A 16960-nucleotide genomic window follows, 5' to 3' on the forward strand; every position below is an offset into this window, starting at 1 on the left:
TGGGCCTGCCACTTGATGCAATCAATCAACGGTGCAGCCTGCAATCAGTTAGCGGTCGCCGTGCCAGGAGTGCCAGAGCGCGGCATAGGGGCCCTGGGCATCGACCAGTTCGTCGTGACCGCCCAGCTCGACAATCCTGCCGTCCTCGACCACCGCGATCACGTCCGCGTCGTGCGCGGTGTGCAAGCGGTGCGCGATGGCTACGACAGTCCTGCCCTCGAGGACACCGGCCAGTGACCGCTCCAGGTGCCGAGCGGCCCGCGGGTCCATCAACGAGGTCGCCTCGTCCAGGACCAGCGTGTGCGGGTCGGCCAGCACCAGCCGGGCCAATGCGACCTGCTGAGCCTGCGCCGGCGTCAGGGTGACCCCACCGGAACCCACCTCGGTGTCCAGGCCGTCGTCGAACCCGGCGACCCAGCCGTCGGCGTCCACCGAGCGCAGTGCCGCCCACAGGTCCGCATCGGTCGCCTCGGTCCGAGCCAGCCGCAGGTTGTCGCGGACGCTGCCGACGAACACGTGGTGCTCCTGGTTGACCAGGGCCACGTGACTGCGTACCTGCTCGGCCGACATCTTGTCGAGGGCCGCACCACCCAGGGTGATGTCACCGACCCGCGGTGAGTAGATCCCGGCCAGCAGCCGGCCCAGGGTCGATTTCCCCGCACCGGACGGGCCGACCAGCGCCACGCGCGCTCCGGGCTGGACGGTGAGCGTGACGCCGTGCAGCACGTCGCGCCCCTCCAGATAGCCGAAGCGCACCTCGTCGGCCAGCACAGTCCGGCCCTCCGGCTCGCGCTCGGCACCGGACTGCTCGGTCTCGATCTCGCGGACACCGACCAGGCGGGCCAAGGATACCTGCGCCACCTGGAGCTCGTCGTACCAGCGGAGCATCATGTTGACCGGCTCGACCAGCATCTGGATGTACAGCGCGCTCGTGGTGAGCGCACCGACGGTCATCCAGCCCTGCAGCGCGAACCCGCCACCGATGACCAGCACGGCCGCCAGCGCGACCGTGTGGGTCATGTTGATCACCGGGAACAGGATCATCCGCAGGTAGAGCGTGTACCGCTCCCAGGCGACCCACTGCCCGATCCGGGTGTCGCCCAGCGCGATCCGGCGGGCACCGAGCCGGTGCGACTCGATGGTCCGGCCGGCGTCCACGGTCTCGGCCAGCGCCGACGCGACCGCGGCGTACCCGGCGGCCTCCGACCGGTACGCCTGCGGCGCCCGACGGAAGTACCAGCGACCGCCGACGATCAGGATCGGTGCTGCGATCACCACTGCCACCGCCAGCGGCGGCGCGGTGACGATCAGTGCGCCGATCAGCAGGCCGGCCCAGAGCACAGCAATGGTCAGCTGCGGTACGGCGTCGCGCATGGCATGCGAGAGCCGATCGATGTCCGTGGTGATCCGGGACAGCAGGTCACCGGTCCCGGCGCGCTCCAGCACACCCGGCGGCAGGCCGACAGCCCGGACCAGGAAGTCCTCGCGCAGATCCGCGAGCATCTCCTCACCGAGCACCGCGCCACGCAGTCTGGTCAGGCGGACGAACACCGTCTGCACCAGCAGGGCGATGGTGAAGCCCAGCACGACATACGGCAGATCGACGTCCTTCTGACCTTGGGACAGCTTCTCCACCACGTTGCCGAGCAGCCAGGGCCCGACCATGCCGCTCAGCGCCGCGACCGCGTTCACAGCGGTCAACCAGCCGAACGCACGGCGGTGCCGGCGGAACAGCGTCTTCAGGTAGGCGCGAACAGTCGCGCTACCTGCCACCGGCAGCCGGACCACTTCCTGTGGCGCCGCCGGGTCGTACAGAGGGGGCTTCACACCGACTCCTCGAGAGTTGGCTCTTCTTCACGGGTTACGACCGCGCGATACCGCGGATTGGTGTGCACCAGCTCGTGGTGCGTGCCGACAGCGTCGACGCGCCCATCCGGCACGAACACCACCCGCTCCGCGCGGTCCAGCATCAGCGGGCTGGACGTGAACACCACAGTGGTCCGTCCGGCCCTCAGCAGGCGCAGTCCGTCAGCGATCCGGGCCTCGGTGTGCGCGTCGACCGCACTGGTCGGCTCGTCGAGCACCAGCACCTGCGGATCGACGTACAGCGACCTGGCCAGTGCCACACGCTGCCGCTGCCCACCGGACAGCGATCGACCGCGCTCGGTCAGCACCGCCTGCATCGCGTCGGTCTCACCAGCAGGCAAGGTCTGACGCAGTACGTCGAGGATGTCCGCACACTGCGCGGCCTCCAGCGCCGTCTCCGGAGAGACCGAACCACTGGACGGTACGTCGAACAGGTCGCGCACCGTGCCGGACAGCAGCACCGGGTCCTTGTCCTGCACGAGCACGACAGTGCGGGCCGAATCCAGCGGCAGGTCGTCCAATCCGACACCGTCCAGCTGCACCGACGCCTCATCCGGCTCGGCCGTCGGACTGTGGCCACCCAGCCGGTCGGCCAGCAGACCGCCCGCGTCCGGATCGCCGGACACCACAGCGGTGAAGGAGCCAGCCGGCACGTGCATGCCGGAGACCGGGTCGAACAGGTCGCCGTCAGGCAGCTGGGCCGCAGCCGTGCCCATGGTGTCGTCGGTGCGCTGCAGCGACAGCACCCGTGCAGCCCGCTTGGCGGACACCTTCGAGAAGATGAACGCGCTCGCGGTCTCCTCGAACGTGTGCAGCGGCACCATCATGAAGGTGATGAACCCGTACGTCGTGACGAGCTCGCCGACTGTGATCTGGCCGGCCGCCACCATCCGCACACCCAGCCACACGATCAGCACCAGGAACAGGCCGAACAACAGAACCTGCAGCGCGGCGATCAGCGACCACATCCGGGCGCTGCGAACCGCACTGGCGCGATACTCCTGCGAGGCAGCGCGGTAGCGCTCCAGGAACAGCTGCTCACCGCCGATGCCGCGCAGCACGCGCAGACCGGCCACGGTGTCTGCCGCCAGCTCGGTCGCACGGCCGCCTTTGGCGCGCTGCTCGTCCGCACGCCGCTCCGCCGGGCCCATCAGCGGCACGACCGAGAACGCCAGCACCGGAACGGCGATCGCTACGACGAGACCGAGCTGCGGCTCGTAGAACAGCAGGCCGATGACCACCGCGAACGAGGTGAGCAGGGCAGCGGTGAAGCGGCCGAGCACCTCGACGAACCAGCCGATCTTCTCGACATCGCCGGCGCTCACCGCCACCACCTCGCCGGCCGCGATCCGCCGGGTGAGCAGCGAGCCCAGCTCCGACGCCTTGCGCATCAGCAGCTGCTGCAGGCGCGCCGCCGTACTGATCCAGTTGGAGACCACGGCGCGGTGGAAGAACGAGTCCGCACCGGCTTTGGCCGCGCCGAAGACGAGCAGCAGCGCACCGGCGAGGATCAGTTTCGGCCAGGACCGGTCGATCACCGCCTGGACGGCGAGGCCGACCGCGATCGGAGCGGCGGCGATCCCGCCGAAGAAGATCAAGCCCCAGAGGATCGCGAACGCTTGACCGCGCAGCTGCTGGTGCTCGAGCCAGAGAATGAGTCGGAGACCGGACCGGGTGTCTGGCACACCTGGGTCGGCGAACGGAATGAGGCGCAGGGACATGACGTCTCACAGACGAAGGCATAGTGGGGTAATAAGGGCACCTGACCAGGCGAATACATCAACCGTAGACGTGCCCTCCGACAGTCCGTCAAACCCTTTTCGAGGGGTGGTCCGGCGACTCGCCACCGGCCTGGCGCGACAAGCCGACCGCGACCCCGGCCTGGAAGCGGGTGGCGGCGTTCAGGCTGTTCTGCACCCGCTGTACTCGCCTGCCGACGGTCCGCAGGCTGATCCCGAGCTGGCGGGCGATCGCCTGGTCGCCCATACCGGCCGCGAGGAGTGCGATCAGGGTCCGGTCGTCCTCCGGGTCCAACTCGTCGCGGAGATCGGGGTTGAGCGGTAACGCCGTTGACCACACCTGCTCGAACAGCGCGATCAGAGCGTCCAGCAACGCGCTCGGCCGGACCACCAGGATCCCCTCGGTGACCGGCCGCCCGGTCCGGATCGGCATCGTGGCGACGGTGTCGTCGAAAATGGCCAGCCGCATCGGTACCGCGCCGACGACGCGGGCCTCCTCCCCGATCGGCAGGGTGACCCGAAGAATCTCCAGTCCCTGCTCCTCGATCGCCTGCCGGCTGTAGACGATCCGATGCCGGACACCGCGATGGATGGCGTCCGCCGCCGGCTCGGCGTCGGCCGGCAGGATCCGCTTGCCGTACGGCGGAGTCTCGAACGCGCGGAGCTGGTGCCGAAGGGACGCATAGATCGCTGCCTGGAACATCGGTGCCTCGTCGCCGGGGACGATCTGGATCGGCACCTGCCCGGCCGGATCCGGCGTTGCCCGGTGCAACCGCTCCAGTTCGTGCACCCGGGCCGCCGCGCGCTCCAGTTCGAGCCGCCGGTCGTCGAGGAAGTGCTGCAGCGCGAGTTCGGGCGGTACGGCGGAGTAGCGGCCGTCGAGGCACCGCAGCAACCGCATCGCGACCAACTCGTCCAGTGCCGCCGGTGACGCCGGCAGGTCGTCGGCTTTCCGGCCCGGACGAGTCAGGACGTGCTCGTACAGCTCCTCCTGGGCGGCGTCGATCCCGAGGCTCTCCAGCACTGCTACAGGCTATGACCGATACCAGCCATTGGCCTAGACCGGTCGTTGTGAATGTCTTTACAGCGTTCCGTGTTCTCGGTGACGCTCCTGGTACCCCGGTCGTCAGGAGCCGCCCATGTCCCGCCCAGCTCTGTCCGCCCTTCTCGGTCTGTCACTGGTAGCCGGTGCGTTGTCCGTGGTGACCGCTCAGGCCGCACCGCCGCCACCCGCGCCCAGCGATGGTCTGCCGCGCGTGCAGCGGCCGACCACGGTCACCCTCGTCACCGGTGACAAGGTCACGCTGACTCCCGAACCCGATGGGACCACCCAGATCACGACAACGCCGCGGCCGGGTGGGTTCCAGGCGGCGATCAAGCTGGTCGAGTCGAAGAACCGCCGGCTCGCGCTCCCGCAGGACGCCGCACCGTTCGTGGCTGCCGGTGTCCTCGACGAGACGCTGTTCGACATCGGATACCTGGTCGACAACGGGTTCGCCGACGACTCGACCCAACAGCTGCCGTTGATCACCCAGCTCAGCTCGACCGTGCCCGCCGCGAAGGTGCGCAGCACGGCGGACGCCGTACCGGGAGTGGCACCGACGAGGGAGCTGGCCAGCCTGCATGCGACCGCGGCAGACGTGCCGAAGAGCCAGGCGTCGGCCTTCTGGACGGCTGTTGCCGGTGCGAAGGCACCGCAGCGTGGGCAGGCGGCGGCACGGTCCTTCGGGAGCAGCGTCAGCAAGGTGTGGCTCGACCGCAAGGTGCACGCCACGCTCGACCGCAGTGTGCCGATGATCGGCGCGCCGCAGGCCTGGGCTGCGGGGTACGACGGAAAGGGTGTGAAGGTCGCCGTCCTCGACACCGGTATCGACGCGAACCATCCGGACCTCAAGGGCCGGGTGACGGCGTCGCGGAACTTCTCCGCGGACCCTGACCTCAGCGACGGCTACGGCCACGGCACGCATGTCGCCTCGATCATCACCGGCTCCGGTGCGGCCTCGGGAGGCAAGTATCAGGGGGTAGCGCCCAAGGTGGACCTCATGGTCGGCAAGGTGCTCGACCACAGCGGTACCGGCGCGGAGTCCGATGTCATCGCCGGCATGGAATGGGCCGCCGCCCAGGGTGCCCGGGTGATCAACCTCAGCCTCGGCGGCGATCTCCGGGCAGATGAGTCGCAGGACCCCTCCATCATCGCAGTGAACCGGCTGACCGCGGAGACCGGCGCCCTGTTCGTCGTCGCGGCCGGCAACAGCGGCCAGGCCGGCGCCTCGACGGTCGGCAGTCCTGGAGCCGCGGGGTCGGCACTGACGGTCGCGGCGGTGGACAAGAGCGATCAGTTGGCGCCGTACTCGAGCCTTGGTCCGCTGCTGTACCCCGATCACATCAGCAAGCCGGACATCGCTGGTCCTGGCTCGGACATCGTGGCCGCTCGCGCCACGGGGACGTCGATGGGCAGTCCGGTGGACAGCAGCTACACCAGCGCCTCCGGTACGTCGATGGCCACGCCGCATGTGGCCGGTGCGGCGGCGATCCTGGCGCAGGAGCATCCGGACTGGAGCGCGGCGCAGCTCAAGGCCGTACTGATGAGCACGAGCAAGGACGACAAGTACACCGTCTTCCAGCAGGGTGCCGGGCGCGTCGACATCGCGCGGGCCATCAGCCAGCAGGTGGTCGCCACGACGTCAGGCGTGGACTACGGCCGGATCCTCGACACCGAGACCGGCGACCTGGTGAAGCAGATCAGCTATCGCAACGACTCCGCGGCTGACGTCACTCTGGGTCTCGCGACGGCCGGGACGAGTACGGCGGTCTCCGTTCCGCCGCAGGTCGTCGTACCGGCGCACGCGACGGCCACTGCGGACGTGACGATGCATGCCGGTCAGCTGAGCGCGGGCTATCTGTCCGGAGCCGTCGTAGCGACCGCTCCTGGCGTCCAGCTGCGCACTCCGGTCGCACTGCGCAAGACTGCGAAGACCTTCCCGGTGCAGGTCGAGATGAAGTTCAGCGCGCCGGTCTATTTCAGCGCTACGGTCAGCGCGCTCAACCTCGACGACTCGGACGCACCCATCCTCGCGTTGAACTACGCCCGGCTGGCGCCGGACCTGATGAGCGCGTCGCTGACCCTGGAGCTGCCGCCGGGGCGGTGGTCCGTCACGGCCGACCATGACCGGCTGCCGGAGGGCAGGGCACTCCAACAGGTCTATTACGCGGCGCCCGAGCTGGACGTCCGTGGGCCGACCACGGTCGCGTTCGACGACAAGGACGCGGTGCCGTTCCGGATGACGACCGACACCCCGACCCAACCGATGGCTGGTGGCTACATCGCCCGCCGGGCCACCACCGACGGCAAGAACTGGCTCACCGAGACGATGCCGTTCAGCCAGTACGACGGCGGTACGCAGCTGATGACACCGACTCCGGCCGTCACGACCGGCACGTTCCACGTCAAGTTCGACGCCACTCGCGGCGTACCGCGGGTCCAGCTGACTGTCGACTCCGCCAACGGTCGCGGTACGTCGATGCGGCCGAACTACCGCGACTACGGCACCTACGACCCGCGCTTCGACGGGACGCACCGCAAGCTGCCGCTCGTCGACGTGGGGGCGTCGCTCGATCCGGATGAGCTGGCGAAGGTCCGCGGCAAGCTCGTACTGATGTCGTACACGTGGGGACACGGTGGCTACAGCTGCGAGCTGTTGCCGGACGATGTCATCGCGCTCGAGAAGGCCGGTGCGCTCGGAGTGCTCCAGGAGTTGGGCGAGTGCGGGCTCTACGGACGCTTCCCACCGCCCACGAAGCTGCCTATCGCTGACATCGACAAGCCGGAGGGGGTCCGGCTCCGCGAGCTTCTGGAGCATGGACCGGTCACGGTGACGTTGAAGGGCGTACCGAACTCACCTGTGGTCTACCACCTGGCGACAAGTGTCGTAGGCCGCATTCCGGAAGCCCTGGACTTCCGGGTGCGGGACAGCGAGCTGGCGAAGATCCGGACCAGCTACACCCCGGAATGGAGCTTCGGTCAGTTCGGCTTCCGGGAGAACGTCGGCCAGCGCCTGGACCGTTCGCTGGAGCCGACACTCTTCACCTGGCCCACCATGCTGCCCGGACAACCGCAGACCCGTGACGAATACTTCGGACCGATCAAACCTGGCCAGCAATGGATCAGATCGGCCACCACTGACATGCGGGTGACCTCGATGGAGGAACGCCGGTTGATCCTGCGGCCTGGCCCGATGCCGGACGAACGGTGGTTCGGCGCACCTCGCGGTACCGGACCGGCCGACGTACCGCCGGCCGCGACGAACCTGACCCACATGGGCTTCTGCTTCGCGTGCCGGGACGGGGACCGGCTCGTCGTGGTTCCGCAGTTCGCGAACCCGGACCCGTTGGTGATTCCGTCCCTGCTGGTGGAGGGCACGCGGGCCAAGCTCTACCGCGACGGCCAGGAGATTCCGGGGGCGGACTCCGCCTTCCCGACGTTCACGCTGCCGTCGGCCGCCGGACGGTACAAGCTGGTGCTCGACTCGGATCTGTCGAGCAACGCGGCGGACCTCTACCGGTACGGCGCGAAACAGCACACCGAATGGACCTTCGGCTCGCAACACGTCGACAAGTCGAACCTGGGGAACTCGACCTGCTACCAGGCCTGGCCGGCGAATCCCGCGCTGCCGTGCGCGCCGCAACAGCTGTTGTACCTGCGGTACTCCGCGCCGACCGACCAGAGCAACAAGGTCCGCGGACTGGTCCCGCTTCAGATCAGGCCGTACTACGAGCGCACGGCCGACCCACAGTCGGCGCAGTTCGCGTCGGTCCGGGTCAGTGCGAGCTATGACGCCGGCAAGACGTGGAAGGTGGTCGCTGGGGTCAATCTGGGGAGCGTCTACCAGGCTCTGTTCGTTCCGCCGCGCGGGTCGCAGACTGTGTCGCTGCGGGTCGAGGCGAAGGACCGGAAGGGCAACACGATCTCGCAGACGATCGACGACATCGTCGGCGTCCGCTGAGGACGCGGCCGGGTGTCCGCGGGGCGGCGGACATCCGGCCGTGATGGGGGACCGGAGTAGATTCGGGACCGATGACTCCGCAGATGGTCGAGGGTGGGTTGGGTCGCAGGCGGCGGCTGCTGGTGCTGGGGATCTGCTGTTGCAGCCTGTTCATCGTGGGGCTCGACTCCACGATCGTGAATCTGGCGCTGCCGGCGATCCGGTCCGAGCTGGGCGCTTCGGTGACCGAGCTGCAGTGGACGGTCGATGCCTACACGCTGGTGCTGGCCTCGTTGCTGATGGTGTCCGGGTCGACCGCTGACCGGGTGGGCCGGCGCCGGACGTTCCAGGTCGGTCTGGTGCTGTTCGGAATCGGCTCGCTGCTGTGCGGCTTCGCGCCGACGGTGGAGCTGCTGATCGCGTTCCGGATGCTGCAGGCGGTCGGTGGCTCGATGCTGAACCCGGTGGCGATGTCGATCATCACCAACACCTTCACCGATCCCCGGGAGCGCGCGCAGGCGATCGGGGTCTGGGGTGGCGTGGTCGGCCTGAGCATGGCGATCGGCCCGGTGGTGGGCGGTGCGCTGGTCGACAGCGTCGGGTGGCGGTTCATCTTCTGGATCAACGTACCGGTGACGGTGCTGGCCGTCGTACTGGCTGCGCTGTTCGTGCCGGAGTCCCGGTCGCTGGTGCCGCGGCGCATCGATCCGGTCGGGCAGGTGCTGGTTGTCCTGCTGCTCGGTGGGCTGGTCTACGGGATCATCGAGGGGCGTGAGGCCGGATGGACGTCGCCGCTGATCCTTGGGTGCTTCGGGCTGACTCTGGTCGCTCTGGTGACGCTGGTGCTTTATGAGCAGCGCAGGGACCAGCCGCTGCTGGACCTACGGTTCTTCCGCAGTGCGCCGTTCTCGGGAGCCACGTTGATCGCAGTGGTCGGGTTCTCGGCGCTGTCTGGTTTCCTGTTCCTCAACTCGCTCTATCTGCAGTCAGTGCGCGGGTACTCCGCCTTGCACGCCGGACTGTTGACGTTGCCGATGGCGGCGGTGACGGTGGTGGTCGCACCGATCTCTGGCTGGCTGGTTGGACACCGGGGGCCGCGACTGCCGCTAGTGGTGGCCGGAACGATGCTGGCCGCCTCTGGGCTGATCCTGTCCCGGCTGACCACATCGACCACCGCTGTGGTGCTGGCGGTCGGCTATCTGGTGTTCGGGATCGGATTCGGCATGCTGAACCCGCCCATCACCAATGCGGCTGTCTCCGGGATGCCCCGCGAGCAGGGCGGTGTTGCGGCGGCCGTGGCGTCCACCAGCCGTCAGGTGGGCGCGTCGCTTGGTGTGGCGATCGCAGGCACGGTTCTGGCGGCACGGCTCGTCGGACCGCTCGAGAGCGGGTTCGTGTCGGCCGCGCGGCTGTACTGGTACCTGATCGCCGGATGTGGGCTGGCGGTGCTCGCACTCGGTCTGATCACCACAGGTGCCTGGGCTCAACGTACTGCCGCCGCAGTCGCCGAGGACCTCGTCAAGCCTCGGTGATCCCAGCGCGGCCGAGTGCCTTCAGTCGCCCGCGCAGGATCTTCTGCCGGCGCTCCTCGTCCGGGAACAGATCGATGTACGCCGTCCCGCGCGCAGCGAGCAGGTCGTCGTCCAACCGCCGTACCGTGCCGGCTGGGAACCGATGCGTCATGGCTGCCTGGACGGCGAAGCTGTCGATCCCGGTGAGCAGGTCGGTCAGCTCTTCCTCGGTGGTGACACCGAGGCGGGCCAGGATGCCCAGGATCCACGCGTAGTGATTCGTCTTGGCGTGCGGGGCGTCCGGGTAGCGACGGGTCAGGTACGTCGTCAGGGTCGGTGTGTTGAGGTCCCGTGGCGACTTGTCCGGAGCGGCGGCCGCCAGCTCACGGTAGAGCCGGTCGATCTCGGTGAACTCGTTGTCGGCCAGCTCCATCAACGCAGCGGCCAGCAGGAACCGCCGGTCGAACTCCGGCTTGCGGTCCGGCGGGATGTCCAGCTTGTAGCGGATGTCGTGCTCGAACTCGGCCCATGCGTGCTGAACCGCGGTCCGGACCTGGATCTCCATCGTCAGGTTCTTCAGTACGGCGTACTCCGGCAGCTCGCGCCGATGCGCGTTCAGCCGGACCAGATAGTGCTTGCTGGCATAGCCGAACACGCCCTGCGCGCGAGTGTGCGCGCCCATGTCGGTGTGCTCGACGATCTCGAACTCTTCCTCGATCACCTCGCACACGCGGTCGACTGCCTCGACCAGGAAGGTGATGACCCGGGCCGCGACCAGGTCGGTGATCTGGTCGAGAGGCTCGTCGTACTTGGGCCGGTGCGGATCGTCCGGATGCGGCTTGGCTGCCTTGGCCAGGAAAGACTCGGGGTCTTTGGCCCGGGCCGTCGCGGTGAGGTAGTTGATGCCCTCTTCCTCACCGATCAGCTCATTGATTAGCGACTCGAGTTTGCGGGCGCCCCCGACGTACTGCTGGTGCACCCGCTCGTACAACGCTGCGGCCTGCTCAGCCCACTCCACCCGCCCAACCATGCCCGCACCATAGTGCGCCTGACGCGTCACCGACACCTGCGAAACTCTACGAATGCCGGACTTCAGCGACTGGACGCCGTACGTCGAGCTCACCACCGGGGACGCGCCACGTCCTTTCTATCTGCGGACAGTCGAGTTGGTGGACCAGGTTGGGACCGCTGTGGACCTCGGATTCGGGGCAGGGAACGAGGTGCTCGATCTGCTGCAGCGCGGGTGGCAGGTGCACGCTGTGGACTCCAGTACGGCGGCCCTGGCGGAGCTGGCCCGCCGTGCCGACGGACTGGCCGGGCTGACGCTGGAGCGCAGCGAGCTCTGGGAGGCTCAACCGCCGGCGGCCGACTACGTGCACGCTGGGTTCAGTCTGTTCTTTGCGCCGCCGGAGCGATTCGCTGAGGTGTGGGCGGTGGTGACTCGGGCGGTGCGGCCGGGTGGAATCTTCGCTGGGCAGTTGCTGGGGGAGCGGGACACCTGGGCCGATGAGCCGGGGCTGACCGTGCACACCGAGGCCGAGGTCCGGGAGCTGCTGGCCGAGTGGGACGTGCTCGAACTGAAGTCGGTGGAGCTCGACGGGAGGGCGATGAGCGGGCCGAAGCACTGGCACCGGTTCGACATCGTTGCTAGACGCATCTAGGGAAATCTAGTGTTGACGCTAGAAAGCTGTAGAGAGTGCTCGCGACACGCTCTGGTTGTTGATTGGTCAATCTACGGAAAACGCTAGACGGCCTCATACAGTGACAGCATGGATCCGATCCGGAATCCCTATGCGCCCGGCGCCGGTCAGCGCCCGCCTGAGCTGGCCGGTCGCGACACCGAAGTGCGGCAGTTCGAGGTGGTGCTCGAACGCGTCGCCGCAGGTAGGCCAGAGCGGAGTCTGGTGCTGAGTGGACTCCGTGGGGTCGGCAAGACCGTCCTGCTCAACACTCTGCGCAGTCAGGCGATCAAACGCGCCTGGGGCACCGGGAAGATCGAGGCCCGGCCGGACCAGAGCATCCGGCTCCCTATCGCCCAGGCGCTGCACACCGCCATGCGCGAGCTGGGGCACCGGCACCGCGACGACGAGCGGGTCGACCAGTTCAGCGCCGTACTGAAGGCGTTCGCGCTGCGGACCGATGCGAGCGACCGCAAGGGCATCCGGTGGCATCCGCCGGTCGACGTGGCCGCTGCGAAGGGCCGGGCCGACTCCGGTGATCTGGAGATGGATCTGATCGAGCTGTTCACCGATGCGGCTGACCTGGCCGGTGATCTGTCGGTCGGGGTCGGACTGTTCATCGACGAGATGCAGGACATCAGTGCCGACGACCTGTCCGCGCTGTGTGCCGCCTGCCACGAGATCTCCCAGCAGTCCGCACCCATGGTGGTCGTCGGCGCCGGCCTTCCGCACCTGCCCGCCGTACTGTCCGCCAGCAAGTCCTACTCCGAACGCCTCTTCCGCTACGTCCGCGTCGACCGCCTGGCCCGCGAAGCCTGCGACCGCGCGCTGATGATCCCCGCCGAGAGCGAAGGCGTGCAGTACGACCCCGAAGCCCTGGACGAGCTCTACGCCCAGACCGACGGCTACCCGTACTTCGTCCAAGCCTTCGCCCACGTCACCTGGGACCACGCCCCCACCTCGCCCATCACCATCAAGGACGTAGCCGTAGCCGCCCCCGAAGCCTCCGCCGAACTCACCGTCGGCTTCTTCGGCTCCCGCTACGAACGAGCCACCCCCGCCGAACGCGAGTACATGCGAGCCATGGCCGAGCTGGGCATAGCCGCCGACGACGGCTCCGTCCCCACCGCCGAAGTAGCCACCACCCTCAACCGCAAACCCCAGTCCCTCTCCCCAGCCCGAGACGGCCTCATCAAAAAAGGCCTCGTCTTCTCCGCCGAACGAGGCACCGTAGCCTTCACAGTCCCCCACTTCGGCAAGTTCCTCCGCACCCGAACCGCCTGAGACACGGCTGCCCTTTTGTGCAGGGGGTGGGAGTCTGTAGGGTGGATCGGCATGACCACCGGGCGGACTGGCCAGCGTGCTGGGGTGTCTGCGCGTGGGCGTCATAGCCGGCGACGGTCTCATCGGATGCAGTGGTTTTCGGTGACTGCGTTGGCGGTGTTGGGGACTGTGATGGTGGTGCATCCGGATGTGACCGGGCGGCGGAGTTTGGCTGCTGAGGTTGTTGCCGGTGCAGCTACTCCGGTTGCTCATGGGGTTCCGGAGGCGCCGGTTACGCCGGTGGTGGTGCCTACACCTTCGACGCATCTGACGACGCCGTTGCGTCCGGCACCTACCTTGACGCGGCAGCCCAAGGGGGCGAAGCCGAATGTGACGGTGTCGAGTGGGCAGCTGACTGTGGTGCCGGGGTCGAACGCGAGCACCGGCGGTGGGCGGAACAAGGTGACGTACCGGGTGGAGATCGAGCAGGGTGTCTCGGTGAACCCGGCCGCGGTGGCGGCGGCGATTCACAAGACGCTGACGGATCCGCGTGGGTGGCAGGCGGTGCACCCGGTGAGCTTCGAGCGGTCCGACGGTGACGACGTGGATCTGCGGATCATCGTGGCGACGCCGACGCTGACCGACCAGTTGTGCAAGCCGCTCGAGACCGGTGGTGAGGTGTCGTGCCGGGTCGAGGACCGGGTCGTGCTGAACGCGAAGCGCTGGATGTACGCAGTCCCGGCGTACGGCGGGGATGTCGCGCTGTACCGGAGCTATCTGGTCAACCACGAGGTCGGGCACGCGCTCGGCCACGGGCACTCGACCTGCGCGAAGGCGAAGACGCCGGCGCCGGTGATGATGCAGCAGACCAAGGGACTCGGTGGCTGCCGGCCGAACGCGTGGCCGACGATCAAGGCCACCTGACCACGTCCCGTGAGAAGCTGAGCCCCCAGGGAGGGAGCAGCGATGTCGTCACAGGACTTCCCGACGTACGGACGTGAACCGGAGCCCGAGCGCCCGGACGAGGTGCAGGAACAGCAGCACCTCGCCCCACCCACGCCGTACGGCGGTGGCACGTACGGTCACGGCGGCCAGCCAGTGCCCCCGCCCTACGCGCCGCCCCCGCAGAACTACGGCTCCCAACCGGGCCAGTACGGCGGTCCGCCCACCGATCCGGCACAGCCGCCGAGCTACCGGCCGGGACACCCGTACGGCGCGCCCGTGGATCCGCATCCGGACCACTTCCCGACGTACGGGCGCAAGGAGCCGTTCGCCGGTCGCGACCCGCGCGCGGCGAAGGTGGTGCTGCTCGCGACGCTGATCGCGGCGATCTACGGGCTGATGGTGATCTCGATCCAGCGGGTCTCGATCCGGGAGATCACCCAGGCACCGGGCTCAACGCTCAACCACCCGCTGCGCACCGACGTGATCGACGCACTCGGCCAGCTGCTGATCCTCCTGGTCGGTGTGGCCGCGCTGGCGCTCTGGGCGCGCGACGTGCTGGCTCGCCGCAAGGCCGCTCGCCAGCCGGAGACGTCCGAGATCCTGGGCGGCGTGCTGGTCGCGGCCTCGCTGATCCCGCTGCTCGTCTGGCTGGTGATGGTGCTGACGACCGGTCTGGGTGCTGCCGACGACACTCTGGATCGCCTGCCGAAGGCCTACGCCTGGGGCGGCTTCGGTCTGCTGATCCTCGCGGCCGGCCTCTTCCTCGGCTACCGCGAGCTCAAGCCGGACCCCGACACCGTGGTCCGGGCCGCACCGGGCCGCGCGCCCTGGGAGTGAGCACTCCGGCAGTCCTGGTCCCGGGCCTCGGCCTCGGGCCGGAGTCCTACGCGCCGACGGTCGAGCACCTGTCGATGCCCTACCTCGTCGCCACCCTGCCTGGGTACGGCGAACCTGCCGGCGACCGCGAGGACCTGCACCCCGCGGCCCTCGCCGTACTGCTGGAGCGGAAGGTGCGCGAGCGTTCCGTGCTCGTCGGGCACTCCGCCGGCGCCCAGATCGCAGTGGAGCTGGCCGTCGCGCATCCCGAGCTGGTCCACGCACTGGTGCTGATCGCTCCGAGCGGTGACGTGAAAGCCTCCAGCTGGCTGGACCTGGGGATGCGGTGGCTGGAGTCCGCCGCACCGGAGTCACCGCGGCTGGTCCCGGTCCTCGCACCGCAGTACGCACGCACTGGACTCCCGACCATCGCCCGCGCCGCGGCTGCCTGCCGGAAGCACGACCTGGCTGCTGTGATCACCAGAGTGAAGGCGCCGGTGGTGATCGTGCGCTCACAGCACGACCACCTGTCGTCGGCCGACTGGGCGCTCAAGCTGGCCAAGCTGACGCACGGTGAGGCGCGGACGCTCTCCACCGGGTCGCACATGCCGGTGCTGACCAACGGTCCGGAGGTGGCCGCGCTCATCCACCGAGCAGCCGCTGCGCGGTCAACTGAGTAAAGCGTTATCGTTGACGCGGTAGCAAACACCTCTGCGGGAGCTCGCACCGAATGCGGGCTGAGAGGGCGACTAGAGACCGGGTCGCCGACCGCCTGAACCTGACCGGGTAATGCCGGCGTAGGGAACGCGATGACTGACACTGCGGTTCGTCCTGCTGACAATGAAGAAGCTCCCCTCGTCCTGACCACGGACGCACCGAGGACGCTCGGGTTCCTCGACCAGTTCACCCTCTGGGGCAACTTCGGCATCTCACTCTTCGGCCCGGTCACCGGCGCCCTGGTCGCGGCGTACACGGGGTCGCTGTGGCAGGGCCTGCTGGCGGTGGTCGTCGGGTGCGGGATGGGCGCGCTGGTGCTCGGCGGAGCGGCCGTCTTCGGCTCGCACACCGGAGCGCCCGCGATGGCCAGTCTGCGCGGCCTCTTCGGTCGCCGCGGCTCGATGGCACCGACCGTGCTGAACATCGCGCAGAACATCGGCTGGGCCACGATGGAGATCATCGTGATCTCGCAGGCCGCGGTCGCGGTGACGAGTGAGCGCTGGCGCTGGCTGTTCGTCGTACTGGCCGGCATCATCGCCACCACGATGGCGGTCCGGCCGCTGGGCAGCGTGAAGGTGCTGCGCAAGTTCATGGTCTGGCTGGTGTTGATTGCCTCGGTCTACCTATTCGTCCAGGTGCTGAGCAAGCCGGTGCACGACCTGCCGCAGGACAGCGTGTTCGGCTTCTGGCCGGCCGTCGACCTCGCCGCCGCCGGTGTCGTCTCGTTCGCGCCGCTGGCCGCCGACTACACGCGGCATTCGAAGACCAACAAGGCCGCCTTCGCCGGCTCCTCGCTCGGCTACGGCCTGGCCGCGATCCTGTACTACGCCTTGGGTGTCTTCGCCGTCGCGACTCTGCAGACCAACAGCGAGGACGTGATCACCGCCCTCGTCACCTTGCCGGCCGGCGCGATCGCCTTGTTCGTGCTGCTCGTGGACGAGGTCGACGAGGCCTACGCGAACGTCTACTCGACCACGATGGCCGCGCACAACCTGATCGGGCACGTCGACCGGCGCTGGATCTCGATCGCGATCGGCGTCCTCGCCACCGGCCTCGCGCTCTTGGTTGACCTGGGCAACTACACGCAGTTCCTCTACCTCATCGGCTCGGTCTTCATCCCGCTCTTCGCGGTCGCGATCGCGGACTTCTTCCTGGTGAGCAAGATGAACTGGGACGTCTCCGGTACGGCGAAGTTCCGCTGGCAGCCGACAGTCGCATGGCTGATCGGGTTCGTGGCCTACCAGCTCGTCAACCCGGGCACGGTCGCCGGCTGGTCGCCGTTCTGGCTCGATGTCCAGGGCAAGCTCTTCGGCGGGCACGCGGTTCCGGGCTGGCTGGGAGCGACGTACACGAGCATCGTGGTCTCGATGGTGGCCGCGGTGCTGCTGGGCAAAGTAGGTCGCGGCCGGATCGTGACCCGTACACCGGTGGACAACTGACCT

General features: G+C 68.4%; 12 protein-coding genes and 1 riboswitch. Of the genes, 8 read left to right on the forward strand and 4 right to left on the reverse strand.

Features of this window, described 5'->3' with window-relative positions:
- Window positions 1-48: 48 nt before the first annotated feature.
- The 3 genes from OG474_RS17305 to OG474_RS17315 form a co-directional block, all read right to left on the reverse strand.
- The gene (locus OG474_RS17305) at window positions 49-1827 is read right to left on the reverse strand and encodes an ABC transporter ATP-binding protein (protein ID WP_405063332.1); all 1779 of its coding nucleotides are present in this window, start codon (window positions 1825-1827) and stop codon (window positions 49-51) included.
- Complete coding sequence (locus OG474_RS17310) at window positions 1824-3587, reverse strand: ABC transporter ATP-binding protein (protein WP_405063333.1); 1764 nt, start codon at window positions 3585-3587, stop codon at window positions 1824-1826. Before OG474_RS17310 ends, OG474_RS17305 begins: the two co-directional genes overlap by 4 nt.
- Before the next feature lie 88 nt (window positions 3588-3675).
- Window positions 3676-4629: a helix-turn-helix domain-containing protein gene (locus OG474_RS17315; protein WP_405063334.1), complete on the reverse strand. Its 954-nt coding sequence runs from the start codon at window positions 4627-4629 to the stop codon at window positions 3676-3678.
- 115 nt (window positions 4630-4744) lie between these two features.
- Here OG474_RS17315 and OG474_RS17320 point away from each other — a divergent pair, with 115 nt between their 5' ends.
- Both OG474_RS17320 and OG474_RS17325 read left to right on the forward strand, forming a co-directional pair.
- Window positions 4745-8608, forward strand: a complete 3864-nt coding sequence (locus OG474_RS17320; RefSeq protein WP_405063335.1) for a S8 family peptidase — start codon at window positions 4745-4747, stop codon at window positions 8606-8608.
- A gap of 71 nt (window positions 8609-8679) precedes the next feature.
- The gene (locus OG474_RS17325) at window positions 8680-10119 is read left to right on the forward strand and encodes an MFS transporter (RefSeq protein ID WP_405063336.1); all 1440 of its coding nucleotides are present in this window, start codon (window positions 8680-8682) and stop codon (window positions 10117-10119) included.
- On the opposite strand, the gene OG474_RS17330 is transcribed toward OG474_RS17325, so the two are convergent.
- Window positions 10106-11164 carry a GTP pyrophosphokinase family protein gene (locus OG474_RS17330; RefSeq protein WP_405063337.1) on the reverse strand — a complete coding sequence of 353 codons (1059 nt, stop codon included), beginning with the start codon at window positions 11162-11164 and terminating at the stop codon, window positions 10106-10108. The two genes, OG474_RS17325 and OG474_RS17330, sit on opposite strands and share 14 nt — an antisense overlap.
- A 16-nt stretch (window positions 11165-11180) precedes the next feature.
- Between OG474_RS17330 and OG474_RS17335 the strand changes: the two genes are divergently transcribed.
- The 6 genes from OG474_RS17335 to OG474_RS17360 all read left to right on the forward strand — a co-directional run bounded on the left by OG474_RS17335 (window position 11181) and on the right by OG474_RS17360 (window position 16957).
- A complete protein-coding gene (locus tag OG474_RS17335) occupies window positions 11181-11759 on the forward strand; it encodes a class I SAM-dependent methyltransferase (RefSeq protein WP_405063338.1) in 579 nt (192 codons plus the stop codon).
- Window positions 11760-11867: 108 nt separating this feature from the next.
- Window positions 11868-13061 carry an ATP-binding protein gene (locus OG474_RS17340; RefSeq protein ID WP_405063339.1) on the forward strand — a complete coding sequence of 398 codons (1194 nt, stop codon included), beginning with the start codon at window positions 11868-11870 and terminating at the stop codon, window positions 13059-13061.
- A gap of 126 nt (window positions 13062-13187) precedes the next feature.
- Window positions 13188-13964, forward strand: a complete 777-nt coding sequence (locus OG474_RS17345) for a DUF3152 domain-containing protein (protein WP_405063340.1) — start codon at window positions 13188-13190, stop codon at window positions 13962-13964.
- 42 nt (window positions 13965-14006) lie between these two features.
- Window positions 14007-14822, forward strand: a complete 816-nt coding sequence (locus tag OG474_RS17350; RefSeq protein WP_405063341.1) for a hypothetical protein — start codon at window positions 14007-14009, stop codon at window positions 14820-14822.
- The gene (locus OG474_RS17355; protein ID WP_405063342.1) at window positions 14819-15481 is read left to right on the forward strand and encodes an alpha/beta fold hydrolase; all 663 of its coding nucleotides are present in this window, start codon (window positions 14819-14821) and stop codon (window positions 15479-15481) included. Before OG474_RS17350 ends, OG474_RS17355 begins: the two co-directional genes overlap by 4 nt.
- Window positions 15482-15504: 23 nt before the next feature.
- Window positions 15505-15623, forward strand: a riboswitch (TPP riboswitch).
- Complete coding sequence (locus OG474_RS17360) at window positions 15611-16957, forward strand: purine-cytosine permease family protein (protein ID WP_405063343.1); 1347 nt, start codon at window positions 15611-15613, stop codon at window positions 16955-16957. It overlaps the preceding riboswitch by 13 nt.
- Window positions 16958-16960: the final 3 nt, after the last annotated feature.

Origin of the sequence: Kribbella sp. NBC_01505 (assembly GCF_045040285.1) — a bacterium.
Lineage (GTDB): Bacteria > Actinomycetota > Actinomycetes > Propionibacteriales > Kribbellaceae > Kribbella.

Bases quoted from the DNA above. Each gene is read 5' to 3' on its own strand.
- OG474_RS17310 (WP_405063333.1), bottom strand. From the start codon at position 3,587: ATGTCCCTGCGCCTCATTCCGTTCGCCGACCCAGGTGTGCCAGACACC.
- OG474_RS17320 (WP_405063335.1), top strand. From the start codon at position 4,745: ATGTCCCGCCCAGCTCTGTCCGCCCTTCTCGGTCTGTCACTGGTAGCC.
- OG474_RS17325 (WP_405063336.1), top strand. From the start codon at position 8,680: ATGACTCCGCAGATGGTCGAGGGTGGGTTGGGTCGCAGGCGGCGGCTG.
- OG474_RS17335 (WP_405063338.1), top strand. From the start codon at position 11,181: ATGCCGGACTTCAGCGACTGGACGCCGTACGTCGAGCTCACCACCGGG.
- OG474_RS17340 (WP_405063339.1), top strand. From the start codon at position 11,868: ATGGATCCGATCCGGAATCCCTATGCGCCCGGCGCCGGTCAGCGCCCG.
- OG474_RS17345 (WP_405063340.1), top strand. From the start codon at position 13,188: ATGCAGTGGTTTTCGGTGACTGCGTTGGCGGTGTTGGGGACTGTGATG.
- OG474_RS17350 (WP_405063341.1), top strand. From the start codon at position 14,007: ATGTCGTCACAGGACTTCCCGACGTACGGACGTGAACCGGAGCCCGAG.
- OG474_RS17360 (WP_405063343.1), top strand. From the start codon at position 15,611: ATGACTGACACTGCGGTTCGTCCTGCTGACAATGAAGAAGCTCCCCTC.